The 24,367-nt window shown below is 59.0% G+C and carries 23 protein-coding genes; 13 read left to right on the forward strand and 10 right to left on the reverse strand.

Annotated features, from left to right (window positions below):
• Positions 1–3: 3 nt before the first annotated feature.
• Positions 4–930 carry a helix-turn-helix transcriptional regulator gene (locus GXP70_RS03615; RefSeq protein ID WP_162355205.1) on the reverse strand — a complete coding sequence of 309 codons (927 nt, stop codon included), beginning with the start codon at positions 928–930 and terminating at the stop codon, positions 4–6.
• A 104-nt stretch (positions 931–1,034) separates the two neighbouring features.
• On the reverse strand, positions 1,035–1,223 hold the full coding sequence (locus GXP70_RS29690; protein ID WP_225442651.1) for a hypothetical protein: 189 nt from the start codon (positions 1,221–1,223) through the stop codon (positions 1,035–1,037).
• A 162-nt stretch (positions 1,224–1,385) separates the two neighbouring features.
• Between GXP70_RS29690 and GXP70_RS03620 the strand changes: the two genes are divergently transcribed.
• Both GXP70_RS03620 and GXP70_RS03625 read left to right on the forward strand, forming a co-directional pair.
• A complete protein-coding gene (locus GXP70_RS03620; protein WP_162355206.1) occupies positions 1,386–1,889 on the forward strand; it encodes a hypothetical protein in 504 nt (167 codons plus the stop codon).
• A gap of 1,384 nt (positions 1,890–3,273) precedes the next feature.
• Entirely contained in the window at positions 3,274–4,677 is a 1,404-nt protein-coding gene (locus GXP70_RS03625; RefSeq protein WP_162355207.1) for a sialate O-acetylesterase, read from the forward strand.
• Between the two features lie 186 nt (positions 4,678–4,863).
• Here GXP70_RS03625 and GXP70_RS03630 read toward each other — a convergent pair whose 3' ends face one another.
• From GXP70_RS03630 to GXP70_RS03645, 4 genes are all read right to left on the reverse strand, one after another.
• The gene (locus GXP70_RS03630) at positions 4,864–5,589 is read right to left on the reverse strand and encodes a PspA/IM30 family protein (protein ID WP_162355208.1); all 726 of its coding nucleotides are present in this window, start codon (positions 5,587–5,589) and stop codon (positions 4,864–4,866) included.
• Positions 5,590–5,646: 57 nt separating this feature from the next.
• The gene (locus GXP70_RS03635) at positions 5,647–5,874 is read right to left on the reverse strand and encodes a PspC domain-containing protein (RefSeq protein ID WP_162355209.1); all 228 of its coding nucleotides are present in this window, start codon (positions 5,872–5,874) and stop codon (positions 5,647–5,649) included.
• Between the two features lie 380 nt (positions 5,875–6,254).
• Positions 6,255–7,547 (reverse strand): glycoside hydrolase family 18 protein, encoded by a 1,293-nt coding sequence (locus GXP70_RS03640; protein WP_162355210.1) that lies wholly within the window; start codon positions 7,545–7,547, stop codon positions 6,255–6,257.
• Between the two features lie 170 nt (positions 7,548–7,717).
• Positions 7,718–8,548: a hypothetical protein gene (locus tag GXP70_RS03645; protein ID WP_162355211.1), complete on the reverse strand. Its 831-nt coding sequence runs from the start codon at positions 8,546–8,548 to the stop codon at positions 7,718–7,720.
• Positions 8,549–8,845: 297 nt separating this feature from the next.
• Here GXP70_RS03645 and GXP70_RS03650 point away from each other — a divergent pair, with 297 nt between their 5' ends.
• Positions 8,846–9,433 carry a guanylate kinase gene (locus GXP70_RS03650; protein WP_162355212.1) on the forward strand — a complete coding sequence of 196 codons (588 nt, stop codon included), beginning with the start codon at positions 8,846–8,848 and terminating at the stop codon, positions 9,431–9,433.
• A 141-nt stretch (positions 9,434–9,574) separates the two neighbouring features.
• Here the strand turns inward: GXP70_RS03650 and GXP70_RS03655 are convergent, their stop codons facing one another.
• Complete coding sequence (locus tag GXP70_RS03655) at positions 9,575–10,774, reverse strand: stalk domain-containing protein (RefSeq protein WP_162355213.1); 1,200 nt, start codon at positions 10,772–10,774, stop codon at positions 9,575–9,577.
• Positions 10,775–10,895: 121 nt separating this feature from the next.
• Positions 10,896–11,753, reverse strand: coding sequence for a helix-turn-helix domain-containing protein (locus GXP70_RS03660; protein WP_162355214.1), 858 nt, complete (start codon positions 11,751–11,753; stop codon positions 10,896–10,898).
• Between the two features lie 113 nt (positions 11,754–11,866).
• Between GXP70_RS03660 and GXP70_RS03665 the strand changes: the two genes are divergently transcribed.
• The 6 genes from GXP70_RS03665 (at position 11,867) to GXP70_RS03690 (ending at position 18,015) form a co-directional block, all read left to right on the forward strand.
• Positions 11,867–12,937 carry a Gfo/Idh/MocA family protein gene (locus tag GXP70_RS03665; RefSeq protein WP_162355215.1) on the forward strand — a complete coding sequence of 357 codons (1,071 nt, stop codon included), beginning with the start codon at positions 11,867–11,869 and terminating at the stop codon, positions 12,935–12,937.
• A 196-nt stretch (positions 12,938–13,133) separates the two neighbouring features.
• Positions 13,134–14,015, forward strand: coding sequence for a sugar phosphate isomerase/epimerase family protein (locus GXP70_RS03670; protein WP_162355216.1), 882 nt, complete (start codon positions 13,134–13,136; stop codon positions 14,013–14,015).
• A 24-nt stretch (positions 14,016–14,039) separates the two neighbouring features.
• Positions 14,040–14,876 (forward strand): sugar phosphate isomerase/epimerase family protein, encoded by an 837-nt coding sequence (locus GXP70_RS03675; RefSeq protein WP_162355217.1) that lies wholly within the window; start codon positions 14,040–14,042, stop codon positions 14,874–14,876.
• A 104-nt stretch (positions 14,877–14,980) separates the two neighbouring features.
• Positions 14,981–15,337, forward strand: a complete 357-nt coding sequence (locus GXP70_RS03680) for a VOC family protein (protein ID WP_162355218.1) — start codon at positions 14,981–14,983, stop codon at positions 15,335–15,337.
• A 286-nt stretch (positions 15,338–15,623) separates the two neighbouring features.
• Positions 15,624–17,135, forward strand: coding sequence for a stalk domain-containing protein (locus GXP70_RS03685; RefSeq protein WP_162355219.1), 1,512 nt, complete (start codon positions 15,624–15,626; stop codon positions 17,133–17,135).
• Between the two features lie 46 nt (positions 17,136–17,181).
• Positions 17,182–18,015, forward strand: coding sequence for a helix-turn-helix transcriptional regulator (locus GXP70_RS03690; RefSeq protein ID WP_162355220.1), 834 nt, complete (start codon positions 17,182–17,184; stop codon positions 18,013–18,015).
• A gap of 427 nt (positions 18,016–18,442) precedes the next feature.
• On the opposite strand, the gene GXP70_RS03695 is transcribed toward GXP70_RS03690, so the two are convergent.
• Both GXP70_RS03695 and GXP70_RS03700 read right to left on the reverse strand, forming a co-directional pair.
• Positions 18,443–19,243 carry a phytanoyl-CoA dioxygenase family protein gene (locus GXP70_RS03695; protein ID WP_162355221.1) on the reverse strand — a complete coding sequence of 267 codons (801 nt, stop codon included), beginning with the start codon at positions 19,241–19,243 and terminating at the stop codon, positions 18,443–18,445.
• Positions 19,236–19,526, reverse strand: a complete 291-nt coding sequence (locus GXP70_RS03700; protein ID WP_162355222.1) for a hypothetical protein — start codon at positions 19,524–19,526, stop codon at positions 19,236–19,238. The genes GXP70_RS03695 and GXP70_RS03700 overlap by 8 nt, the downstream gene beginning before the upstream one ends.
• A gap of 238 nt (positions 19,527–19,764) precedes the next feature.
• Between GXP70_RS03700 and GXP70_RS03705 the strand changes: the two genes are divergently transcribed.
• The 4 genes from GXP70_RS03705 to GXP70_RS03720 all read left to right on the forward strand — a co-directional run bounded on the left by GXP70_RS03705 (position 19,765) and on the right by GXP70_RS03720 (position 24,353).
• A complete protein-coding gene (locus GXP70_RS03705) occupies positions 19,765–20,250 on the forward strand; it encodes a glutathione peroxidase (protein WP_162355223.1) in 486 nt (161 codons plus the stop codon).
• 402 nt (positions 20,251–20,652) lie between these two features.
• Positions 20,653–22,452 carry an extracellular solute-binding protein gene (locus GXP70_RS03710; RefSeq protein ID WP_162355224.1) on the forward strand — a complete coding sequence of 600 codons (1,800 nt, stop codon included), beginning with the start codon at positions 20,653–20,655 and terminating at the stop codon, positions 22,450–22,452.
• A 113-nt stretch (positions 22,453–22,565) separates the two neighbouring features.
• Positions 22,566–23,462, forward strand: coding sequence for an ABC transporter permease (locus tag GXP70_RS03715; RefSeq protein WP_162355225.1), 897 nt, complete (start codon positions 22,566–22,568; stop codon positions 23,460–23,462).
• A gap of 12 nt (positions 23,463–23,474) precedes the next feature.
• Positions 23,475–24,353: a carbohydrate ABC transporter permease gene (locus GXP70_RS03720; protein ID WP_162355226.1), complete on the forward strand. Its 879-nt coding sequence runs from the start codon at positions 23,475–23,477 to the stop codon at positions 24,351–24,353.
• The last annotated feature ends 14 nt before the right edge of the window (positions 24,354–24,367 follow it).

The following is a 24,367-nucleotide window of genomic DNA, read 5'->3' on the forward strand; positions in this document are numbered from 1 at the left end:
GGTTCACCTCTCCTTCGATTGTGCAAGCTGCCGCAGGACGGCGCTGCATCGGCGTTCCAGCTTGTCGATCAGCCATCTGGGCGCGAGCAGCGTATCCCAAGCCGACCCCGACATCCAGAGCTGCTGGAGGAACGCGTCCGTGTCGTGAAACTCGACCAGGTAGACGAGCGGATCGTCGGTGCTCCGCATCCGATAGCCGTTCCATGACGGGCCGCGAGCGGGCTCGCGAAGTCCGAGCTTGGCGGTGAACGGCTTCTTCGCGATTCGTTCGCTGCCGCCGTCGCCGCTCCATTCCCGTTCTTCCAGCCCGGAAGCGTCGAAGCGGTCCGCCGTGACCGTCATGCCGACAATGCAGTCGAGCCTCAGCATGCGCCTTCTGTGCTCCGCTGCCGAATAGACGGCGACATAATCGCAATTGTATCTGGAGAGCAGCTTCAACGGCCAGACGGCGAGCGAATCGGTCTCGGCGCCCTCTTTGTACGTCAGCGTGACGACGGCTTCCCGGGCAATCGCTTCGGACATTCGCTCCGCGTGATCGATCAGCCGGGGGTTCGTATCGAAGACGGGCAGCCGGAAATCCGGGGGCGCGTCATTCGGAGCGAAGCGGTCCAGCAGGTTGGCCACGCGGTTGACGGCGGGCGCGCCGTCGTAATTGTATTCCCGGTAGCGCCGGGCCAAATAGTTCAAAATCTTCTGCTCTTCTTCGGTCATATATAGGAGCGGAAGCGCGTATGTTTTATCCTCGTAACAATACCCGCGGTACTTCGCAACGTAGAGCAGGGGGGCTGATAAAGAATAGGCCAAGTATTCGATGTCGCGCTGCGCCTGCCGCTTGGAAATCTCGAACTGGCCGGCGAGCGCGGTGCTGTTCGGATAGTTGCCTTCTCTGATCTGACCGTCGAACCACCGAATCCGGTGCAAGTTGCTCATGGAACCACCTCTTCAGACCTCATTACATCATCTGCGCGCGGTGCGAGGCAAGCGGTTTTTTTGAAACGGCAAGCCCGCTTCCGTATAGGAAACGGGCTGCGGCCTCAACCTGCGTTGACATCGATTTTGTCCTGCGGGGCATGGATGCATCGTTTGCATACTTTGATCGCGGTCCCGTCGGATTTGGCGCGCGGATACAGAAGCTTGATCCGCGTGCGGCTGCAGATGGGGCAAGTTCCCCGGCCCCGGGAAGGCAGGCTCCAGAGGATGCGGCCCCGTTTCGTTTTTGCCATTGGCGTGTGACCCCATTTCGATTGCTGTAATGGTTTGTTGCCTTTTCAGTGTAAAACAGCCGGTACGACATAAAATGTCGTATCAATCGGCGGTTTTTGGTCTTGCGCGTGCGGCTGTGGTATAATCACAGGCAATTCTATTACCGTTATCCGGAGGCGATTATGCTTAGTTTCGAACAGAAGCTTTCGATATTGGAGTCCTTTCCCGAGCTCGACAGGAAGGACGTGTCGCTCGGCCGCGTCAATTATCAGTACGAGGAGAGCTTGTACGAGAAGAAGAACGTCGCCTTCCACCTGCATCCGAACGGCAACGGCTTCGTCTATGCCGGTCTCTTGAGCGGCTACGAGACGGACGATAAGGGCTTCGTCAATATTCGCGACTACGACGAGGCGGCGCTGCGCGAGCTGGTGGCGGAGTCGATCCGCTCGTTGTCCGTCCGCGAGCCGGAGCCGGCCGCTTCGTCCAAGGCGGCCCGCGCAGAAAGCGGCGGCCGAAGGAAGAGCGGCAATGCGTCGGTATGGCACGGCGCCGACAAGCAGACGCTGACGCTGAAGCACGAGGACGATCTGTGGTACGTCTATGCGGGCGCCAACCTGGAGATGGTGCTCGAGACGTACGAGGAAGCGGAGCAGTATTTGCACGAGGAAGGGTTCTTCCTCGTATAGCGGCGCTTCAGTATTGCACGGAGCTTAGTTATTCCTCGTATAAGGGCGCTTCGGGAAGAGGCTGGCCGTACGTAGGAAGAGACCGTCGGCACGACAGGAAGAGGGCTGTCCCAAAAGCCGGATTCTGATGATGGGAGTCCCGCGTAGAACCGAGCTTCTTCGAGAAAAGGACCCCTTCCTCCGCTTCGCGGAAGCAGAGGTCCTTTCGCGTAATTAACGGGAAATTCCCATGGCATGCGATCGTTTGCGGGACAACCCCTTCGGGCCGCTCTAGACCGTTTGACGCCGTATGTGTTGGAAGGATCGTACTCCTCAGGGGCAAGTGGACACAGGTTCCGTTATTTGAGCGAAAACAGTCTTTGAGGGTTAGCAGTCGGACACAGGATTCGTTATTGGCTCGGATTGGCATCGAAAACAGGTTCATTGGCCGATATAACGGATCTCCTGTCCGCCGGCACATGAAAATACGTGATTAGGAAGGGAATAGCGGATCTCCTGTCCGTTTCCGTACTTCGGCGGAGGTATCGCGATATGGCCGTCATGAAGACGACCGGGTCGCGAGGGTTCTGGCGGTTCAGGCAAGCCCAAGCCAGTCCGAGCCGGCCCGCGCGCCAGTCCAGGCCATCCCACGCCGGTCCACGCCGGTCCACGCCGGTCCAAACCAGCCCAGCCCAGTCCGAACCAGTTCAGGCAAGCCCGCGCCGTCCACGCCAGTCCAGGCAGCCAACGCCGGTCCACGTCGACCCAAACCAGCCCAAGCTGGTCTACAAGCCAGTTCAAGCCAGTCCAAACCAGTCCCGACCAGCCCACGCTGGTCCGCGCCAGCCCAGCCCACGTCAGTCCAGCCCGAACCACCAGGCCAGTTTCACCCAGTCCACAAGCCAGTCCAAACCAGCCTAGAGCAGCCCGAACCACCACGCCAGTTCACCCAGTCCAAACCAGCTCAAGCCATTCAACGCCAACAAACCAGCCCACGCCAGTCCATAAGCCAGTCCATAAGCCAGTCCATAAGCCAGTCCAAGCTACCAGACCAGCCCGAACCACCAAACCAATCCAGGCCGGCGAAGCGGCTGCGGGAGCTGTCCTTGCTCAAGACGTGAGTTGTTGCGAGCCTGCTCGAATCCTCCAATTATAGGTTCCTCTTCGATTTGAGGCCGGTGCGCTGGCGTACCTGGTATCTGTAGTGGGGCTTCATTACAATCTGAGACGCTGAGGCCTCGTTCATCCGAACGGGGCCTTGCCGTTGCGGGAACCAATGCACGGTCTTGGGCCGGGCGGCCAGTATGGGCCGCGGCGATTTCCGGCGAATTTAAGCTTTGACCGCTCTCCCAAAATAGCCTATGTTGGAGATGGATCCATCATTGCGAAGGAGAGGGAGTTGTCCGTGACCACACCAATCGGAGTCATGATCGAGGAAGGACCGCAAGCTTGGGAAATCGTACAGCAGCGGGGCGGCAGCGCCGCAATTGCGCTTGTAGGCAGCTGGAAGCTGCCCGATGGCGGCGGGGCGAAGGGGCAAGTGTATGCGCGGGTCGTCAGGGAAGATTCGGGCGAGGAGGTCGTGACGTGGACGCCGGCCGAAACGGATCCGAGCGCCGGCACATGGCGGCTTCGGCTCGAGCGGGTTCCCGCCGGAGGCTTGTACCGGCTGGAAACGTCGCTGCAGGCGGACGGCAATACGGCCATGGAATGGAACGTCCGCGGGGACATGATTCATCATTGGGGCGTAGGCGATCTGTGGGTCATCGCGGGCCAGAGCAATGCGGCCGGTTACGGTAAAGGGCCTGTCGTCGATCCGCCGGAATTCGGCGTGCATCTGCTTCGCAACAGCGGACGATGGGATTTGGCCACGCATCCGTTTAACGAATCGACGCGCACGATCCACACAGAGAACCGGGAGACGGCCAACCCTGGCCATTCGCCGTTCCTGGCATTCGCGCGGCTCGTCAAACGGGAGACCGGATGGCCGATCGGACTGGTGCAGACCGCGCTCGGGGGCTCGCCGCTCAGCAAATGGAACCCGGCCGAGGATGGCGAGCTGTACCGGATGATGCGCGGCGTGGTCGAATCCGTAGGCGGCAGCGTGCGCGGCGTGCTATGGTATCAGGGCTGTTCCGATTGTTCGCCGGAGCTGTCGGCTACCTATCTGGACCGATTCCGCCATATGGTCGATTCGTGGCGCGCGGATTTCGGCGACGAGGCGCTGCCCGTGCTGACGGTGCAATTGAACCGCTTTACGGGTGCCGATACAACGCCGGAAGACGACGCTTCCTGGGGAACCGTTCGGGAGCAGCAGCGGCGCGCGGCGCGGGAAATTCCGCATGTCACGGTCATACCCGCGATCGATTGCCCGTTGTCGGACGAGATCCATAACAGTCCCGCGGGGAATCTGTTGATCGGGGAACGGATGGCGAGAGCCGCGCTGGCGGCCGTATACGGCCAAGACGTGCATTTCCGGGCGCCGGAGATCCGGGAGGCGCGGTACATACCGGCGGACGATGCCGGCACGCCGTCCATCGAGCTGCAGTTCGAGCATGTCAAAGGCTATCTGCTGCCGACCGGCCAGTTGAACCGCCTGTTCACCGTCCAGGACGCCGAAGGAACCGCGGACATTGCCGCATGCACGATCAGCGGTCCGGCTTCCGTGACCCTGAAGCTTGCGCGCCGGCTCCATGGCCAAGCTTATGTCCATGGCGCCTTCGAGCGAAACCCGATCGTGTATTTGCCGCTGGACAGCGCCACCTACATGCCGCTGCTCGCCTTCTACAAGTTTCCGGTCGCGGAATAGCGCGCAGTGCTTACCTCATGTGCGAGCCATGACATCCCAAGCCGTGACTGAGCAGATGCTCAAGCCATGACCGAGCAAACCATGAACGAAGAAAGCCCGAAAGCCGGCGACGTGATGTCATCGCAGGCCTTCGGGCTTTCTATTCCCCGCAGCGGCTGTAACCGCTGATTCGCTAACGGTTATTCGTTATTCATTGTCCGTCGGCAGCTTCTTGCGGAGCAGCTCCAGCTGCTCGTCAACGAGCGAGCTCTTGCCGGCGTTCGCGTCAGCCGCCGCATCGGCGCCGCCCGCCGCGCTTCCATACACGCTGCCGCTGCCGTAGCCCTGCGCACCGTACGGGCCGCGGACGGCAAGGCGGGCTTCCCACTGCGCGATTTTCTCTTCCATGCGCTGGAAGCCGCGGGCGGCGTTGCCGCCTTCGAGGATGGACGGGCCTGCGCTGAAGCTCGGCATGACGGAACGCGATTGCCGCTGGGCCTGGTGAATGCGGCTGACCAGCTCATCCCGCTTCTTGAGCAGCTGCGGCAGCTCCGCTTTGGCGGTCTCCAGCCGGATGGCGAGCTCCGCGGCTTGCCGCTTCGCGTTATCATGCCACGTGCCGTACTCGCGCGCCTTCTCCTCGTGGTGCAGCTTCGCCGTCAACGCTTCGCGCGCATGCGCCTCCTGCCCGGCGCGCATCGCTTCCAGCGCGCGGGCTTCGCAGTGCTCGGCCAGCGCCGATGCTTCGGCGGCTTGCTGCCCCAACCCTTTGGCGAGCGCTTCCTGCTTCAGCAGCTCATGCTGCACGTTCGCGATCTCTTCCTGGCTTGTGCGGATGTACTGATTCATCATCATTGCCGGATCTTCCATTTTGTCGAGCAGCTCGTTGGCCGCGGCTTGCGTAATGTTAAACAAACGGTTCAAAATTCCCATTTCGTTCATCTCCTACAAGTAAGTGTTTAGTTTTCGGCTGAATGACGGACGCTGCAATTAACCGTAATAGCGGAAGGAAGGATCGGGCGACAGCACCTCGAACGGCGCTTTCGGAACGAGCAGGCTGGCTACGATGTAGAGCAGCAGCGTCGTGCCGAGGCTGAACACGCCCGAAACCAAGAGCACGAGCCGGACGATGGTAGGATCGATGCCGAACCATTGCCCGATGCCGCCGGCGAGGCCGGTTAATTTGCGGTCCATAGTGGAACGGTACAGTTTTTTCATTGCGATTCTCTCCTTTGAGCTGAATTAAGCGATCTTGATCTTGCTGTATGACTGACTGCCCTAGAGCGTCGTGGCGAATGTTTCGAATGGCGATAGCCAGTTTGTCTTGACCGATGACTTAAGTTTACCGTGAAGCGCGCTTGCCCGAAACGGTCCAGCGGCGGTCGCGGCAGCCAGCCTTTAGGCGGGGAAGGGCTAAGACCCTAGGCCCCGGCGCGCCGGTCCGGATAAGCGCAAAACACCCCGCGTACCGCGCTCTTGCAAGCGGCATGCGGGGCGTTCAAGCAAATGCGAGACCGAACGAATCGAGTCGAGTTCGACCGATTCATGTCAAGCCATGTCAAGTCAAACCAGATTAAGTCAAACCAAATCATGCCGCGTCAAGGCAGCAGCTTGACGATGTGGAAGTTGTCCTCGAGCAGCAGCCAATTCTGCGGGAAGCTGAGCCCCAGCTTCCAATAGCTGATGCCGCGCAGCTTCAGCTCCTTCATCAAATTGAACTTGGCCTGAATGGAACGGGCATCCTCGAACCATACGCGATGCTCCTTGCCGTTATCGTCCCAATACGTGAAGTGAGGCGCCTGGGCTGCCGCATCGTACAGGATTTCGGCGTTGCGCTCTCTGGCGAGCGAGATGGCGGCTTGAGGACTGATCGCCTTGGCGTAGGCGCCGCCGGGAACGTAAGGCAGCGTCCAATCGTAGCCGTACAGATTCTGGCCCATGAGGATTTTGTCTGCAGGCATCTCCGTCAGCGCGTATTCCAGCACGTTGCGGACGGGACCGATCGGGGAGACCGGCATCGGCGGCCCGCCGCTGTAGCCCCATTCGTACGTCATAATAATGACGAAATCCGCAATCTCGCCGTGCGCCTTGTAATCATGCGCGGAATACCAGGCGCCTTCCTGCGCGGCGCTGGTCTTGGGGGCAAGCGCCGTGGACATCGTAAGGCCGGCCGCGTGAATAGGGACGACCGCCTTGCGCAGAAATCGATTGTACGCTTCCCGGTCCGAAGGCAGCAGGTGCTCGATATCGAAATGGATGTCGCGGTAATGCAGGTTTTTGGCCGTCTCGAGTATATTGGCGATTACTTTATCCTGCAGCGAAGCGTCGCTGAGGAGGAGATGGCCGAGCTCGGCGCTGAACTGGTCGTTCTCCAGGTTCGTGACGGTCATCATCATGGCCGTGCGCTGTTTCGTCGCGATGCTCTCCAGGTCGCCGAGCGGCGGCAGCGCGAGCGTGCCGTCGCGCTGAATGCGAAAGCTGGAAGGAGCGAGGTAGGTCAGCAGCGGAGCCGCCTGCCGCGCCGCCTCCGTCAGGGCGGGCGATAAGGTCGTGCCCCGCGCATCGATATACGCGTTCACGTAGGCTTGCCTTTTCGGCGGCGGCGGGATATACAGCCTCGTTCCGGCCTGGAGCGCGGCGTTCGAATCCAGCTCGTTGACGTCGGCGAGCCGCGCGGCGGTCGTGCCGAACCTGCTCGCAATGGACGTCAGCGTATCGCCGGCTCTTACGTAGTAGTATTGGCCGACGATCGGTATGACCAATGCCTGTCCGATGACCAGCGTATGGGCGGGCGAGATTTCATTGGCCGACGTGATGGCGTCCACCGGAATGCCGTAGGCTTGCGAGAGCCGGTAGAGCGTCTGTCCGGCCTGTACGACATGAATTTGCATCCTGATCCCTCCATGTACATCCGATTGGTCCCGAGAAAACGTCTCTTCTAACGTATTCGCGATCGCTTCCGCGCATGCCATGGTTTTATGAGGGCACGCGGGCGGGGCCAGCCGCTCCGCCTGACTACTTCGTCAACCCTCGGGCACCAGCCGCTCCGCCTGCTTCCCCGTCAGCCCGCGGGAGTCTGCGCGCCGACTTGAGCGATGATGGCCTTGATCTTGTTCTCGTATTCGATGACGCGCGATTTGTTCGCCACGATGCTTTGCGATACCGACGCGAGCGCGTTCAGCGCTTGGAGCGTACCGCTGAAGGAGCCGCTCTTCACGCATGCGTTCAGCGTCTTGACGGTACCGGGGATGCCCTTCTTCATGCCGGAAACGGACGACAGGGCGTTCTTGGACTGGGCACGGAGCGAGTCGATGGGCGCGAGGCTCGCCTTCAGGGCTTTGATCTTCTTGGCGGTCGCCGCCTTGGCCTCCGAGAGCGCCTGTTCGCGGATGCGAATATCGGCACGCGCCAGCTGTACGGCGGGCTTGAGCATTTCCGCCTGCCCGCTCAGCAGGGAGACCAGCGGCTTGAGCTTCAACGAGCGCGCGTTCGAGACGTTCTTGTTGATCGCGGTATACTGGTCGAAGAGCGGCTTATACCGCCCGCGCTGCGCAGCAAGCTCGTTCGTCATCCGCTTCAGCTTCTCCGCGTCGACGAGCTTGATCCGTTTGTTCAAGGCATCGAGCGCCTTGCCGTTGTTCGAGTGGAGCGTCTTGTACTGCTCGTCCAGGAGCGTCTCTTGCTTCTGGTACGACTGCAGGCTGGACGATTGCGCGTTCAGCTTGTTCTTCATGTCGGCGGGGGCGGCGGCAATATGCTTCGCGAGCGCGGTCTGGGCGGCGTTGGAAAGCGAGACCGACGCGGCCGACGCGGTGCCCGAAACGAGCAGCATGAAAGCAAACAGCGCAAGCAGCATGGATGAAAACGGCTTCAATCTCATAGAATGAAACATACGACAATATTCCTCCTTTGCCGCGGCACTTGTCCGGAAACGCAAAAAAACCCGCAAGAAAGGCAGGATTGCCTTTGCTTACGGGTGCTTCCGACGTAAGTGAACCGCGAACATATGTTTTTATTCACTATAGCCGAACTTACAAAATTAGTCAAGATGAACAGCGGACGCCCGTTGCCGGATTTTCTCATCATACGGTATAATGGTTGTATTATTGCAGGATTTGGAAATGGCCCTACGCTTCTGCAGCACCGTTTGGCAGCAACGCAAATCGAATGAATTCAGGAGGCGGAGACGATGAACGTAGAGTCGGATCGCAAGCTGATTTTCGTGTTCACCGGTCCGGACGGCTCCGGGCGCAAGACCGTTGCCGACAGTGTCGGAGCTACGCTTGGCATTGCCAAGGTGCTTTCGTACGCGACCCGCAAGCCGCGGCCGGGCGAAGTGAATGGCCAGGATTACCACTTCATAACTCCCGAGCTGTACGAACAGTTCGAACGCGCAGGCGATTTCATCGAGAGCATCAGCATCGGCGGCAGCCGGTACGGCGTGCGCGGAGAGGATATCGAGCAAAGCCTGCGGCAAGGCGGCAGCGTGTATCTCATCGTCAATCCGGAAGGCGCGCAGCTGCTCAAGGACCGGTACGGCGACCAAGCGGTGCGGCTGTTCATCTACGCGGACCGGCGCACGGTGCAGGAGCGCCAGCAGGAGTCGGGCCTCGACGCCGCGATCGTCCAAGCCAAGATGGACCAGTACGAAACGGCGATCGCTTACCAGCCGAATTGCGAGCACGCTTTCGAGAATTACGATCTTGCGCATACCGTATTCGATATCTCCAATACGCTGGAGCATTATTTGCAGCGAAATTTAGTGGAACGCGATTGATCGGGGACTAATCTATGAATAGCTGCCACGGACATACGAAAGCCCGCCCCTTCATGCCGAAGGAGCGGGCTTTCGCGATTGAAGCCTCATATTACGATAGAAGCGTCATATACAGCTTGCGGCATTGGAGCGCGCTGCCGGTTAAACGGCTGGCAGCGCCTCGACTTTGATGATCTTGCCCTGTCCTTCGTCCAGCCACTTGCCGTCGGCCGTCTTATGAAGGGTCGAAACGACCGAGACACGGAAATCCTGGAAGGCCGGCCCTTTCGTTTTCTCCACGGTTTGCACGATGTAGACGATGGCTTCGTCGCCCGAATAATCGACGATGCGGACTTGTTCGTTCGTGTATTTCAAATCATACGTGTCCATGGCGGTTTGCGCGGCTTTCAGCGCTTCGGCAATCCCTGGCGCATCCGGGTCGATCACGGCTTTGTACGCGTCCATGTTTTCGTCGTTGGACGCTTGGGTTTCCTGGTCGATCACGGCGAGAATGGCGGCCTTCTCGTCGGCCGGAACGTCTGCCTCGCGGCTGAGCGCGTCATCCGTGTTCACGTAGTTCATCTGCTGCAGCGCAAGATCGCTGAGCAGCCATTGGTTCTTCGGGCCGCGTACGAGCTTCAGCTGCATGACGCAGTCGTTGTCCAGGTAGAAGCCGCCGCTTACTTTGGCCGAGTGCTGGCTGATTACGATAACGGCGGCAGCTGCGTCGAAGCTCACGATGCTCTGCAGCTTCGATGTCGTCCGGACGACGGGATCGCCTTCTTGGGGCGCGCCCTCCGTCTTGATCGCCGCATAGAACGGCGAAGCCGGATCGATCAGCGACAGGATGCCTGCCTGATCGCCTGCCGTATCATAGGCATCCATCTGCGCGAGATAGGCTTGGAGCTCCTTCGCGTCGGCGGGCGACGGTCCTTTAGCGCTGATCTTGATCGTTTGCGCCGAAGCGTTCCAATCCACGAGCAAGCCCGTCGATTCGCCCACGAAGCGAAGCGGAACGAGCGTGCGTCCGTCTTGGACGATCAGTTGAACGGGCTTCGCCGAAGCTTGTCCGTTCACGGTCGCGGCACCGGTCTTGGCGTTCAGCGTCAACGTCGCGGATGCGGATTTTCCTGTAATCGTCTTGCTCTTCGCATCGTAAGCGACCGTGAATCCGAGGACATTGAACAGCGCTTTGAATTCGACATAGGTCGTACCGTTCGCAATCATCGGCGGCGCATCGAAGGCGACCTCCCGATCGCCGACCCATACGGATATCGGCGGCTTGGCGGATGCCGCGGAGGCAAGGCCGGAGAAGGCGAGCAGCAGGATAACGGAGACGAGTAGTGCAGTGATTTTCTTCAAACGAACACACCTTTCACCAGGAAGTGGAAATACGTTCACAAAGAGTAATATACCGGAATATCCCATAATGAACTATCGAACTTTGTGTGACAGTTATTCCCATCCCCCCGGGCGATCGCCTTCAGCCCATCCGCGCCCGGTACGTCGTCGGCGCCGCATCCGTATATTTCTTGAACAGCCGCGAGAAATAAAACATGTCGGAGTAACCCAGAAGCCCGGCAATCTCCATCACCGTCTTATCCGTGTTAAGCAGCAGCTTCTTCGCCTCCGCGACTTTCAGCCGGTGCATGAACTCCCCGAGCGGATAGCCGGTGTAATCGTGCACGATCCGCCGCATCGTCGGAACGGAGATATGGTGCCGCGCGGCGATTGCGGCGCTGTCCGGCTTCCCGTATACGGCGCTCGTCACGTCGTCCAGCAGCTGATGGACGAACATGGTCCGGCTGCTCGTCTCCGGCTGGCGGAAGCGCAGCGACATGTCGAAGAGCAGCGCCTCCAGCGCCAGCGCGGCCCGGTCCTGGTTGGCCGGGACGGCGCTGTCGAGCAGCCGGAAGATGAGCTCGATTTTGCTGAAGAAGCTTTCGTCCGTGCCGACGAATTTGACGGTCTCGGGCTGCTCGTACCAGCTCGCCAGCCATTCCTGGACGCGCGGACCCTCCAGCGTGAAATAGTATTCGTCCCAGAAGCCGCCCTCCTCCGGGCCGTACTGGAACACTTCGCCGGGGTAGAGGCAGAACACGGTTCCCGCCTCCACGGTCTGCCGCGCGCCGTCTCCGGCCTGGTAGTAGCCCCGCCCCGCGCCGATGTAGACGAATGCCCACTGCTCGAACGACGCATCGGTCCGCTGCTGAATCCGGCCGGGCAGATGGCCCGCATAACGAATGAGGAGCGACTGCACGCGCAGCTTCTTCAGGTCGATGACGTTATCGTATAATCGAATCGGAAGCGGACTGATCATATTATCCATGTAGGTTGGCATAATGTGCATTCTCCTGGCGGGTTTGTCATGGTATGTTAAAGACATTATTTAATTACATTAGTCATGCAAGTCAATTATATCGGGCGGCTTGCGCGAAAGGAAGGGACCACGACATGGAGAACACAGGGAAGAAACTGCAGGTAGGCGTCATCGGGAACGGGTCGATATCCGGACTGCATTTGGAGGCTTACCGCCAGAATCCGGACGCGGAGCTTGCTGCCGTGTGCGACTTGAACGAGGAGCGCGCCAAGGCGGCTGCCGAGAAGTACGGGGCGAAGCGCGTCTACACGAATTACCGCGACCTGCTGGCCGATCCCGAGATCGAAGCGGTCAGCATCTGCACATGGAACGACAGCCATGCCGAGATCAGCATCGCCGCGCTGGAAGCGGGCAAGCATGTGCTGTGCGAGAAGCCGATGTGCAAGACGGTCGAGGACGCCGAACGCGTGCAAGACGCCGTTCGCCGCTCGGGCAAGCTGCTGCAGGTCGGCTTCGTGCGCCGTTATGCCGGCAGCGTGGACGTGCTGAAGCGTTTCATCGACGCGGGCGAGCTCGGAGAAATCTACTATGCCAAGGCAACCTGCCTGCGCCGGCTCGGCAATCCGGGCGGCTGGTTCTCGGACAAGAGCCGCTCGGGCGGCGGACCGCTGATCGACCTTGGGGTTCATATCATCGATATTTGCTGGTACCTGATGGGCCGTCCGAAGGTGAAGTCCATCAGCGGCAACACGTACCGCAAGCTGGGCAACCGCGCGCATATCCAGAATCTCTCGTTCTATAAAGCGGCCGATTACGACGCATCGCGTAACGACGTCGAGGACGCGGCGAACGCGGTCATCCGCTTCGAGAACGGCGCGTCGCTGATCGTCGACGTCAGCTTCACGCTGCATGCGGTCAAGGACGAAATTTCGGTGAAGCTGTACGGCGACAAAGGCGGCGCGGAAGTCGAGCCGGCGCTCGTCGTCATGTCCGAGAAGCATAATACGATCGTCAACGTAACGCCGCAGATCGACCACACGACGTTCGACGCGAACGAGGCGTTCGGCCGCGAAATCACGCATTTCGTCAACAGCTGCCTGGGCCGCTGCGAGACGCTGAGCCCTGTCGAGGACGGACTGGAAGTAACACGCATGCTGAGCGCGATCTACGAATCGGCGGCGACGGGCAAAGAGATTCAGTTTTAAGAAGCAGATTGGTTTGCGTGTCCGATCGCAAGATTGGACATGCAGCATTCTGCTGCAAGAAGCAGATTGGTTTGCGTGTCCGATCGCAAGATTGGACATGCAGCATTCACGGGACAGGGGCTGCTCCGAATCCGGGCAGTCCGTTTCAGCCTGCGGCCAGCGGGTAAATTCATAGATAGGAAGAAGGATGAAAGTGATGGCGACTCCGCTCAATAATAAAATCGGCGTAATCGTGGATAGCTTCGGCATCGGCGTGCGGCAAGGGCTGCTGAAGGCGAAGGAGGTCGGCGCGGAAGGCGTGCAAATCTACGCGGTGTCCGGCGAGATGGATCCGGCGAACCTGGATGCGGCGGCAAGACGCGAATTGCGCGGCTACATCGACGGGCTGGGCCTTGAAATTTCGGCGCTGTGCGGCGACCTCGGCGGCCACGGCTTCCAGGACGCGGCGGCCAACGCGGCGAAGATCGAGAAATCGAAGCGGATTCTCGACCTGGCGGTCGAGCTCGGCACATCCGTCGTGACGACGCATATCGGCATCGTTCCGGACGACCGCAACGGCGCGATCTACGCGGCGATGCAGCGCGCGTGCGAAGAGCTAAGCACGTACGCGAAGAGCATGAACGCGTATTTCGCGATCGAGACGGGCCCGGAGCCCGCGGCGCATCTGAAGAGCTTCCTGGACACGCTCAGCACGAACGGCGTTTCCGTCAATTTCGACCCGGCGAACATGATCATGGTGACAGGAGACGATCCTGTCCAAGGCGTCATTACGCTGAAGGACTACATCGTCCATACCCATGTGAAGGACGGCCGCCGCTATCGCGCCGTCGACCCGCGCCAAGTATACGGCTTCCTCGGCTACGACGAAATGTCGCATGAGCATATCGCCGAGATGGCCGCGGGCGGAGCGGATTTCGCGGAGCTGCCGCTCGGCGAGGGCGACGTCGATTTCGACGCTTATTTCGCGGCGCTGCAATCGATCGGCTACAAGGGCTATTTGACGATCGAACGCGAAGTGGGCGAGCAGCCGGAGCAGGACATCCGCAAAGCGGTAGAGTTCATTAAACGATACCGCTAGGTATTACGGGAGAGGAAAGAAACCATGAAAGTATCGGTTAGCGTATGGAGCGTTCATCATTATCTCTACGACGGTTCTTGGACCAACGCGGATTTCATCGACTATGCGGCGAGCATCGGGGCGGAGGGCGTCGAGCTGCTGAGCGTTTTCTGGAATGCCGAGACCGACGTGCCCGCCGTTCGCGAGGCGCTGGCTAGAACGGGCCTCAAGCTGGCGTGCTTCGGCGCGTGTAACGATTTCGCCGACGTGTCGGCGGAAGGCCGGGCCGCCGCGCTTGCGGACATTATGAACGCGGTCGATATGGCGGCGCTGTTCGGCGCCTCGGTCGTTCGCGTCTTTGCAGGCGACGTCAAGGAAGGCGTCAGCTACGATCAAGGCAAAGTCTGGATCATCGAAGGCTTGCGGGGAGCGGCGGCCTATGCGCAAAGCAAGAACATCGTCTTGTGCCTGGAGAACCACGGCGTATTCGCGGGCAGAAGCGAGCAGGTGAAGGAAATCATCGAACAGGTGGGCTCCACCGCGCTTCGCAGCACGTACGACATGGGCAACTATTTGCTCGTGGACCAAGATCCGCAGCCGTCGTTCGACGCGCTTGCGCCTTACATTGCGCATGTGCACGCGAAGGACTTCAAACAGGTTGAAGAGGGCACGGCGGGCGCTTATCGTACGCTCAGCGGCAAGTCCTTCTACGTCGGCGTCGCGCCCACGGCAGGCGATGCCTGTGTGCCCGAAATCGTCGCCAAGCTCAAGGGCGTCGGCTACACGGGATGGATGAGCGTCGAATACGAAGGATTGGAAGAACAGAAAGGCGGCACGGACAAGGCGGTCGAACTGCTGCGCGGCGCCATTGCGGCTCAGTAAAAGCGGGAAGCCCGGCAAGATCAGCCGGCTCAATGAGCTCAGGAAATTCAGGACGCTCAGTTAACGGCGAATGCATAATTCTTAACGGAAAGCGGGGAATGCCAATGAAACCGCTCATCAAGAGAGAATTAATCGGCGTGATGCACTATGTTCGGGATCTGGACCGGGCAAGCGCCTGGTATTGCGAAATGCTCGGGCTCGAGCTCAGAGGTTACGGCAAGAACGACTTCGTGGAGCTTGGGCTTAACGGGCAGTACGTCATGCACCTATTCAAGGACGAGAACGCCCGGCCGGCGGAGCGTGCGACGTTCGCGTTCGATGCGCCGGACATCGAAGCGGCGCATGCCATTCTCGCCGGGCGCGGCGTGGAAGTCGGCACGCTGGAACGGTATGGCGATCATGCGTCGTTCTCGTTTCGGGATTGCGACGGCAACGCGCTGATGATGTGCCACTATTTATAGGACGATGCAGCGAAATCCGCAGCGAACCGCGCCGGATGCCAGTAGGGCATTAGGAGCGGGGGCTGCGGATTTCGTTCGTTCAGGGACTTGGCGGGCGGCGCAACCTTTTCGCTTGCGGGACCGTCTACATCATAGAGAAGAAGCTGCAGGAATAAATTCGAGTCACGCCGATCGCCGCCGAATACGCCGCCACCCGCTACCGGGAGTTAAAACGGTCATCGCATGCGCGTCGAGCCGCAAGCATCGGAGCGTGCCATATTAGCTGTTGTCGAGAGGGGACGTTACGATGAGAAATCGGTTCAAAGCTGTGCTTATCGCCGCTTTGGCGGTCACTACACTGATGTCCGGCGCGGTTTCGGCCGGAGCCGGGTCAGCAGGGAGCCTGTCGCTCGCGGCGTCTCCGGCCGGTACTGCCCCGGCGCCTTGGACGGCTTCGTCCGCCGCTAGCCCTAAGACTGCGGTGCCGCTCAGCGCGACGGCTTTCAAACAGATCGCGGCAGGCATGTATTATTCCGTCGCGCTGCGCGCGGACGGCACGGTATGGACCTGGGGCCGGAATTTGTGGGGCGAGCTTGGCGTGACAACGGATAACCCGATTACGTCGGTCGCGGCACCCGTCCGGCTTCCGAATCTGTCGGGCATAACGGCGATTGCCACGAACGGAGACGGCATGCAGGTCGGACTGAAAAGCGACGGTACCGTATGGGAGTGGGGCTCCATCACCGGATTAAAGGCGAACATCCGCGAAACGGTGCCGCCGAGACAGGTGGAGGGCCTTGCGGGCGCGACCGCGGCCGTCGCACTGAAGAGTGCCGGCGCAGCCTTGAAGGCCGACGGCGGCCTGCGGGTGTGGACGCATGACGCGGCGACGGGCAAGGCGAACGTCAAGCAGGTATCCGGCACGTTCGAATGGACGAATCTGGTCGCATGCGGGGACATGGCGTTCGCGCTTGATGCGGCAGGCACGGCGTGGGGCTTCGGCTCGCGGCTGGAGGCGGACGGCAGCATGACGATTGTGAATCCGTACCGGCTGACGGGCGTGCCGGTTCTGAAGCAGCTCGCGGGGTGCACGAGCGGCATCGACCGCAGCGGCGGCGCGTGGACATGGACGCTGTCGCCGAACGGGGTTTACGAAGGGCAAGATCTGGCGCCCGTGAAAGTAACGGGCAAGGCGAAGCGCGTGCATCCGGAGCTGAAGGCGAAAGCGATCGTACCGGGCGGCTTGCTGTTGACCGAGAGCGGAGACGTGTGGAGGCTCGATAACGGGCCGACGGGAAAGGCGGGCAAAGTGAAGGGGCTCTCGAACATCGTTTCGATTGCCGTCGGTCCCTTTCACAACCTTGCGCTGGATGCCGTCGGCCGGGTGTGGGGCTGGGGAGCGGACAATTGGAACGAGACCGGGATCGTCCGGCCGGATGGCGACGGCATGGTGTATGCGCCTAAGCCGATTCAGACGGCAATGAATGCGTACGTGAACGGCAAGCTGCTCGACTCCCCGTTCCCCGCCAGAATCGACAACGGAAGCGCTTCGGTTCCGATGAAGGCCGTGCTGCAGGCGCTGGGCGGCAGTTTTACAGTGAATAACGACTATTCGACGACGATCACGTATAAGCAATCGACGGCCGTGCTGCTTCCGGACGGGGGCTTCGCCGAAATCGGCGGCAAGCGGGTTGCGCTTCCGGCCGTGAAGCTTGGATTCTCCGGCGTACGCATGATCCCTGTCTCGCTGCTGAAGCTGCTCGGCGTTCATGCGGCTTGGGACGGGAAGCTTGGCGAGTTGAGGCTGAGCGGGGCCTGATCCGGCTCAGCCAGCGGATTTCACAATCGGACGGAGCGGTTAGAACATGCAAAATGTAGCGCTCAGCAATTATATCGCCAATATGCAGCTGCATATTTCGGAAGCGGCATTCTTCCACTGCACGGCGAGCTGGTACCATATGGACGTGTTGTCGGACTTCAACCGGCTTTATTACATGCTGGGCGATGGCGGGCATATTCGAATCGGCGAAGAGGAGATCTACCCGAAGCGGGGCCAGCTGGTCGTGATGCCGGCCGGCACGATGCTGTCGGTGCGAACGATGGAGGGCCGGGAGTTTCCCAAGTACTTCTGCCACTTCAACGCGCGAAGCGGCGAGCAGGAATTGTTTCAGCTCCTGGAAACGCCGAGCTGCGTGGACACGGCCGATCCGGAGGCGGCGGCGCGGACGTTCGGCGAGCTGGTGCGCCATTATCACAGCGGCGATCTGACGTCGATGCTGCGCGCCAAGCTGCTGCTGCAGGAGCTGCTATGCCAGTTCCTGGAGCGCGGCGGCAATGCGAGGCTGCGGCAGCCGGCGGGCGGCAGCGTCGATAAAGTGAGCCGGGTGCTGGCGTATATCGACCACCATCTGGCGGATAACGTTACGCTGGAGCAGCTGGCGGAGCTGGCGCATTTTCACCCGAACTATTTCATCCGGTTCTTCAAGTCGGCCACGGGACGATCGCCGATGCAGTACATGAATCAGCGGCGAATGGAGAAGGCGAAGGCGTGGATGGTATCGACGGATATCTCGATCTCGGAAGCGGCCGAACGGGTCGGGAGCTCCCTGTATCAATTCTCGAAAATGTTCAAGCAGTACACGGGCTCAAGCCCGAGCGAGTACCGCAAAACGATGCGCATGCAAAAGGGACGGCAATAGCCGTCCCCAGTACCATGAGGTGCACCCGGTGTCACCCGGTGCACCTCCAGAAGTTAGAGGAACTCATGTTTGATGCCGCTGAATGACTCTGTCTTGAAAAGTATGGTACCCGGACAGGAGATCCGTTATTCGCCCGTTTTCATGAGTTTGTATATGCTCGCGGACATAGGATCCTTTATTTCGTCAAAATGGCAGACTTTCGATGCTCTCGGGAGACCATAACGAATCCTGTGTCCGTTCATCAACCCGAACCTACCGAGTTTCAACCAAATAACGGATTCTGTGTCCGTTGCCCATGAAGACGATCCAGCCGGCATGGGCAATGTCGAAGAACCGAGTACGTTCTCGACAGCAATGAAGTGCACCCCGTGCACCTTTTTGCCTCGTACACCTCTCAGCCCTCCACACCTACTGCCCGAAACCCGAATCAAATGCCCATGCGCGTGAGCGCGCCTTCGAACGAGACATCGACGCTGTCGTCGCCGGTCACGTACCGCCACAGCTTGGCGCGCTGCATATGGTCCAGCCGGTCCTCGTTGCCCTGCCAGCGCTGATAGCCCTGCTCGATAATGCGGCGGACTTCCGGGCTGTCGTAGCCGTCCAGGTTGAACAAGCCGCGCTGCTCCTGGCCCGGGCGCAGCCGGAGCTTGAAGACGTACCGCGTGCGGTCCGTTGCGTTGGGCTGCGCGCAATGCCAAATGCCATGATGGAGAATGGCGAGCGTGCCCGCTTTGCCGGCAAGCTGGCGCTGGCCGACGATGTTCTTGTAGCGGGCCAGGCTGAACGTGTTGATTTTGCGCAGATGCGAGCCCGGCAGGATGAGGGTCGGCCCCATCTCCGGCGGCGCGTCGTGGGAGAAGTAGAAGAGCTGGATGTCGAACGCGTGCGGGCGCACGTCGATGATGGAATCGCCGTGCCAATCCTGGGCGACGGGATAATGATCCGGCACGATATGGAGGAACGAATGGTCGTAGACGGGCCGGCTGCCGACAAGGCTCTGGATGATGCCCTGCACTTCCGGCAGCTCGAACACCTCGCGTACCGCTTCGGAACGGTTCCAGAACGTATGCCCGTGACCGCCTTGGACTTGATCCTCGTACACGCGCTCGTTCAGCTGCTGCGGCACGAACGCATCCAGCAGCAGGAACCCCTCCGTCACGAACCGCGCCATCTGCTCCGCGCTCAGCAAGTGCCTGCGCTCGACCGCTGTCATGGTCAGTTCACTCATGAATGGCCACCTTCCTTTCCATTACGTATTCATAGGGCAGATGCCCGGTGTCATGCTCTTGGCCGGACGGATAGTGCGGCAGCGCCGGAACTTGCAGCACGTTCCAGCCGTCGCGCATGGCGTGAAGCACGGACTTGTACGGCGGGACGGATGCGTCGCCGGTATTCATCTGCAGCGCGTCCTCGGCCGCGGCGCCGTCGTACAACGACCAGGCGATGACCGGCGATTTGAGATCCGGCGTCGTGGAATGCAGGAACAGAATTTGCTGTCTCGTCTCCATCAAGGATTGAAGCCTCCTTCGTTGGCGTAGGAATGATCGGCGGCAAAAGCAGCCGTTTGCTTGCCCTCATTGTACCCGGAAGCCGCTTCGCTTGGGATATGCGGAATTAAGGACGGTTTGTGCAAAATTAAGGTGATTGTCGCAGGATACAAACGCTGGCGCCCCATAAAATTCAAGCTGTTCAAACGACAATAAATTTTATACAATATGATTATATAAAATGTAATCGAGGTGATTCGCGATGAGTGTTTACGATTTCACGGTCCTGACGTCCCGGGGAGAGCGCAAGCCGCTGGCCGATTATCGCGGCAAAGCGCTGCTGATCGTCAATACCGCGACCAAATGCGGGCTTGCCCCGCAGTTCAAGGCGCTGCAGCAGCTGCACGAGCAATACAAGGATCAAGGCTTGACGGTGCTCGGCTTCCCGTGCAACCAGTTCAGGGACCAAGAACCGGTCAAGGACAGCGAGATGCAGGAGACATGCCAAATCAATTTCGGCGTCACGTTCCCGTTGCTTGGCAAAATCGACGTCAACGGCCCGAACGCGGATCCGCTCTACGCGTATTTGAAACGGCAGGCACCCGGGTTCCTGAACTCGTCCATCAAGTGGAACTTCACGAAGTTTCTCGTGGATGCGGAAGGCCGGGTCGTCAAACGCTTCTCGCCGACGACGAAGCCGATGAAGCTCGAAGGGCGGATTAAGAAGCTGCTCGCGGATGCAAAGTAAAGAAACCGATACCGATAAACCGAGCGGAGAGGAATAGCGCAAATCGCACCTCTCCCGCAGAGCCCAACGGCAAATCCGACAACCAACTCAACAGCAAGCCCAACAGCAAGCCCAACAGCAAGCCCAACAGCAAGCTCAACAGCAAGCCCGACACAGCGCAACAACCCGTTCAGCAAGCACGGCAAAAGGCCCCGAAACGCGACGTTTCGGGGCTTTTCGGCATGACGGAACCTCATTCGAGGCTTCTCGCGCGCGCATAAAGCGAAACCGCCGCTTGCAAGCTTGACGATGGAAAAGTTTAATTTGCGCTATTATGTTAAAAATGAATTATTTAAACTTAAAAATGACTCCCTTATACTTCAGTCATGTACCACCCATCATATAGAAAAGGGGTATTCACACATGAAACGGTATGTAAAGCTTGCGAAGTGGACGACACTGGCGCTCGTCATCAGCTCGTTGCCGACGCTTGCTGCTTGCTCGAGCGACAATAATAATGCGGCCAACGGTTCGGGGACGAACACGAACAATCAAGCAGCCGCGAACGACGGCGCGAAATCCGATGTGGATCCATCGAAGCTGTGGGAGCAGAAATTCGATCCTCCCGTAACGATTACGACGGCGATCGTCGATGACGGCGCTTCCAGAGGCAATGCCTTCAAGCCGGGCGAATCCATGGAAGACAACGTGAACACCCGTTGGATGAAAGAAAACATGGGCATCGACGTGAAGTTCGACTTTATCGTGACGAAAGCGGAAGACTACGATACGAAGATCCGTTTGCTGCTTTCCAGCGGCGGCAAGCTTCCGGACGTGTTCTCGGCGCCGGGGGACTCCCTGCAGAACCTGATCGATGCCGGCAAAGTAATGCCGCTGGACGATGCCATCGAGAAATACGCGCATCCTGAATATAAGAAACTGCTCGAGAAATTCGATTACGCGCTCGGCGAAGTGAAGCGCGACGGCAAGCTGTACGGTCTCCCGGGCTTCTTCATGGGCGATGAAGGCACCGTCATGTGGATTCGCAAAGATTGGCTGGACAAGCTCGGTCTGCAAGAGCCCAAAACGTTGGATGAACTGACGAACGTTCTGAAAGCGTTCACGGAAGACGATCCGGACGGCGACGGCAAAGCGGACACGATCGGTCTGGCGGTGCCGCTGAAAGAAGGCCCGTGGACATGGATGGGTCAGACGGACGCGATCGTCGCGGCGCTGACGGATCAAATGATCAATACGTTCGATATCCGCAGCTACTGGAATAAAGGCGCGGACGGCAAGCTGAGCTACGGCGCGATTCAGCCGGACGCGAAGAAATACCTCCAGCTCATGAAAGACTGGATGAGCAACGGCTACATCGACAAGGAAGCCGGCATCATGGATCCGATGAAAGCTTCCGAGGCCGCGGCCGCAGGCAAAGCCGGCGTCATGTTCGGACCTGCCTGGATGGGCGGCTGGCCGCTCGGCGACGCGGAGAAGGTCGACCCGAAAGCCGACTTCGAAGCGTACAATCTACCTTCCGGTCCGGACGGCAAGTTCGGCCGAGCCGAGAAAGGCATCACCGCGGGCTTCACGATGTTCAACAAAGACTTCAAGGACATCGAAGCCTGGTTCGCGTATTTCAACAAGCTGTTCGCGAAAAACTTGAATCAGGATGGCGATCCGTATAACGATCCGCGTTTCAAGGACGGTTTCCACGAAGGCTACGACTATGTGAACTATAACGGCAAAATCGTCAAAGGCGACTTTAAAGAAGCCGGCGTGCCGGAAGACAAATGGCCGCTGAAAGACGGCAGCCGGATGGATATGCGCTTCATGATGGCGAACATCACGGGCGGCACGACGACGATTCCGTATTCGAATACGGATGCGATCAAGAAGTTCCTTGCCGATCCGAAAGCCGAGCCGCAGACGTCCACGGAATTCGATGTCAAGGCATCGCCGGCGAGAGCCTTGAAGGCGCAAGGCGTACGTTTGAATCAAGGCATTACCGAAGGCAAGAACTACTTCACGGGTCCGCTGACGCCGACGATGAAGTCGAAGGGCCAATTGCTCACCAAGCTGGCGACGGAAACGTACCTGAAGATCATCTACGGCGAGAAGCCGATGGACTATTTCGATGATTTCGTGAAGCAATGGAACGACAACGGCGGCCAGAAGATTACGGACGAAGTCAACGCTTGGTACGCGGAAAGCAACAAGTAAGGACCGAACTGAACGTTTCACGGGCTTCAATGGATTGAGATTCGATAACGGGGGATCAGGCTGCCGCAAGCTGTCGCCGATCTCCCGTTTTTCATGGAAAGGAAGGATGCAGTGTGGCTTCATATTGGAGAAAGACATGGCCGTTTCATTTGCTTCTGTTGCCTGCATTAGTTTTAGTCATCATTTTCTCATATATCCCGTTATTCGGCACTGCAATTGCCTTCGAGGATTATCAGCCTTGGCTCGGCATTACCAAATCGCCGTGGGTCGGGCTTGAGCATTTCCGGACGATCTTCGAATACCCGGACAGCAAGCAAGTAATAGTCAACACGCTGATCATCGCTTCGTTGAAGCTGGTCTTCAACCTGATCATTCCCATCGTATTCGCGCTGCTTCTGAACGAAGTCCTCAACACGTATTTCAAACGCGTCGTGCAAACGCTCGTGTATTTGCCGCATTTCTTGTCTTGGGTTATTCTCGGCGGGATCTTGATCGACATTCTGTCGACGGACGGCGGTATCGTCAACCGTTTTCTTAATGCTCTCGGAATGCATGATATTTTCTTCTTGGGCAATGGCCAGTGGTTCCGCTTCACGGTCATCGTCAGCGACGTTTGGAAAGAATTTGGATTTTCTGCCATCATATTCCTGGCTACCTTGGTCGGCATCGATCCGTCACTGTACGAAGCGGCGGAAATCGATGGGGCAACCCGCTGGCAGCAAGTCATTCACATAACGCTTCCGCTCATTATGCCGATCGTCATCGTCGTTGCGACGCTGTCGCTTGGGCGGGTTCTGGATGCGGGCTTCGACCAGATTTTCAACCTGTACAACCCGCTCGTTTACTCGCATGGCGATATTATCGATACATTCGTTTATCGCGAAGGCTTAAGCAGCGGCAAATTCAGTTTCGGTACGGCTGTCGGCTTGTTTAAATCGGTGATCGGGTTCATCCTGATCGTGATCAGCTATCGAATGGCATACAAACTAGCCAACTACCGGATTTTCTAAGGAGGGCCCCCCATGCGCTACCGCTCGCGAAGCTATGCTGTGTTTACGGTTTCTAATACGATCTTTCTGACATTACTGGGGCTGCTATGCATTCTCCCGTTGATTCACGTCCTTGCCGTCTCGTTCAGCTCGCGCGCCGCGGCCACGGCGAACATCGTTAATTTCTGGCCGGTCGGCTTTACGTCCGACGCCTACGCCAAGACGCTTGGCAACCATGCGTTTCTGAAGGCGATGTGGATCGGGGGGGAACGGACGATTCTCGGGACGGTCATCTCCATGCTCGTCGTTACGATGGCGGCCTACAGCTTGTCGAAGTCGAGCCTCCGCTTCCCCGGAAGACAGCTGTACACGTGGATTTTCGTGTTCACGATGCTGTTCTCCGGCGGGTTGATTCCGGGCTATATCGTCGTTAGCAAGCTCCATATGATCGATACCATCTGGTCGCTTGTTCTCCCTGGCGCGGTCAGCGTCTGGAACATGATTCTGATGCTGAACTTCTTCCGCACGCTTCCGCCGGAACTGGAAGAAGCCGCCTTGATCGACGGAGCCGGCCATTTAAGAGTGTTATGGAGCGTCTATTTGCCGGTTTCGATGCCTTCCATCGCCACCTTGTCGCTCTTCTGCATGGTAGGCAGCTGGAATTCCTGGTTCGACGGCATGATCTATATGTCCAAGCCGTCCGGTTACCCGCTCGCAACGTACCTGCACTCCATGATCGTGAGCGACAATCTGTCCCGTGTCGGCGTATCTGCCGATCAGGTACAGAACTTCTCGAGCCGTACGGTGAAAGCGGCGCAGATCTTCATCGGCGCGCTGCCGATCCTGATGGTCTATCCGTTCCTGCAGAAATATTTCGTGAAGGGCATTGTGCTTGGCTCCGTGAAGTCGTAACCTAATGGAATAAC

Source organism: Paenibacillus lycopersici, from assembly GCF_010119935.1.
Lineage (GTDB): Bacteria > Bacillota > Bacilli > Paenibacillales > Paenibacillaceae > Paenibacillus_Z > Paenibacillus_Z lycopersici.

Excerpts from the sequence above, each read along its gene's own strand:
- GXP70_RS03615 (WP_162355205.1), bottom strand. The coding sequence starts at position 930 with ATGAGCAACTTGCACCGGATTCGGTGGTTCGACGGTCAGATCAGAGAA.
- GXP70_RS29690 (WP_225442651.1), bottom strand. The coding sequence starts at position 1,223 with ATGGCAAAAACGAAACGGGGCCGCATCCTCTGGAGCCTGCCTTCCCGG.
- GXP70_RS03620 (WP_162355206.1), top strand. The coding sequence starts at position 1,386 with ATGCTTAGTTTCGAACAGAAGCTTTCGATATTGGAGTCCTTTCCCGAG.
- GXP70_RS03630 (WP_162355208.1), bottom strand. The coding sequence starts at position 5,589 with ATGGGAATTTTGAACCGTTTGTTTAACATTACGCAAGCCGCGGCCAAC.
- GXP70_RS03635 (WP_162355209.1), bottom strand. The coding sequence starts at position 5,874 with ATGAAAAAACTGTACCGTTCCACTATGGACCGCAAATTAACCGGCCTC.
- GXP70_RS03640 (WP_162355210.1), bottom strand. The coding sequence starts at position 7,547 with ATGCAAATTCATGTCGTACAGGCCGGACAGACGCTCTACCGGCTCTCG.
- GXP70_RS03645 (WP_162355211.1), bottom strand. The coding sequence starts at position 8,548 with ATGTTTCATTCTATGAGATTGAAGCCGTTTTCATCCATGCTGCTTGCG.
- GXP70_RS03650 (WP_162355212.1), top strand. The coding sequence starts at position 8,846 with ATGAACGTAGAGTCGGATCGCAAGCTGATTTTCGTGTTCACCGGTCCG.
- GXP70_RS03660 (WP_162355214.1), bottom strand. The coding sequence starts at position 11,753 with ATGCCAACCTACATGGATAATATGATCAGTCCGCTTCCGATTCGATTA.
- GXP70_RS03665 (WP_162355215.1), top strand. The coding sequence starts at position 11,867 with ATGGAGAACACAGGGAAGAAACTGCAGGTAGGCGTCATCGGGAACGGG.
- GXP70_RS03670 (WP_162355216.1), top strand. The coding sequence starts at position 13,134 with ATGGCGACTCCGCTCAATAATAAAATCGGCGTAATCGTGGATAGCTTC.
- GXP70_RS03675 (WP_162355217.1), top strand. The coding sequence starts at position 14,040 with ATGAAAGTATCGGTTAGCGTATGGAGCGTTCATCATTATCTCTACGAC.
- GXP70_RS03680 (WP_162355218.1), top strand. The coding sequence starts at position 14,981 with ATGAAACCGCTCATCAAGAGAGAATTAATCGGCGTGATGCACTATGTT.
- GXP70_RS03685 (WP_162355219.1), top strand. The coding sequence starts at position 15,624 with ATGAGAAATCGGTTCAAAGCTGTGCTTATCGCCGCTTTGGCGGTCACT.
- GXP70_RS03690 (WP_162355220.1), top strand. The coding sequence starts at position 17,182 with ATGCAAAATGTAGCGCTCAGCAATTATATCGCCAATATGCAGCTGCAT.
- GXP70_RS03695 (WP_162355221.1), bottom strand. The coding sequence starts at position 19,243 with ATGAGTGAACTGACCATGACAGCGGTCGAGCGCAGGCACTTGCTGAGC.
- GXP70_RS03705 (WP_162355223.1), top strand. The coding sequence starts at position 19,765 with ATGAGTGTTTACGATTTCACGGTCCTGACGTCCCGGGGAGAGCGCAAG.
- GXP70_RS03710 (WP_162355224.1), top strand. The coding sequence starts at position 20,653 with ATGAAACGGTATGTAAAGCTTGCGAAGTGGACGACACTGGCGCTCGTC.
- GXP70_RS03720 (WP_162355226.1), top strand. The coding sequence starts at position 23,475 with ATGCGCTACCGCTCGCGAAGCTATGCTGTGTTTACGGTTTCTAATACG.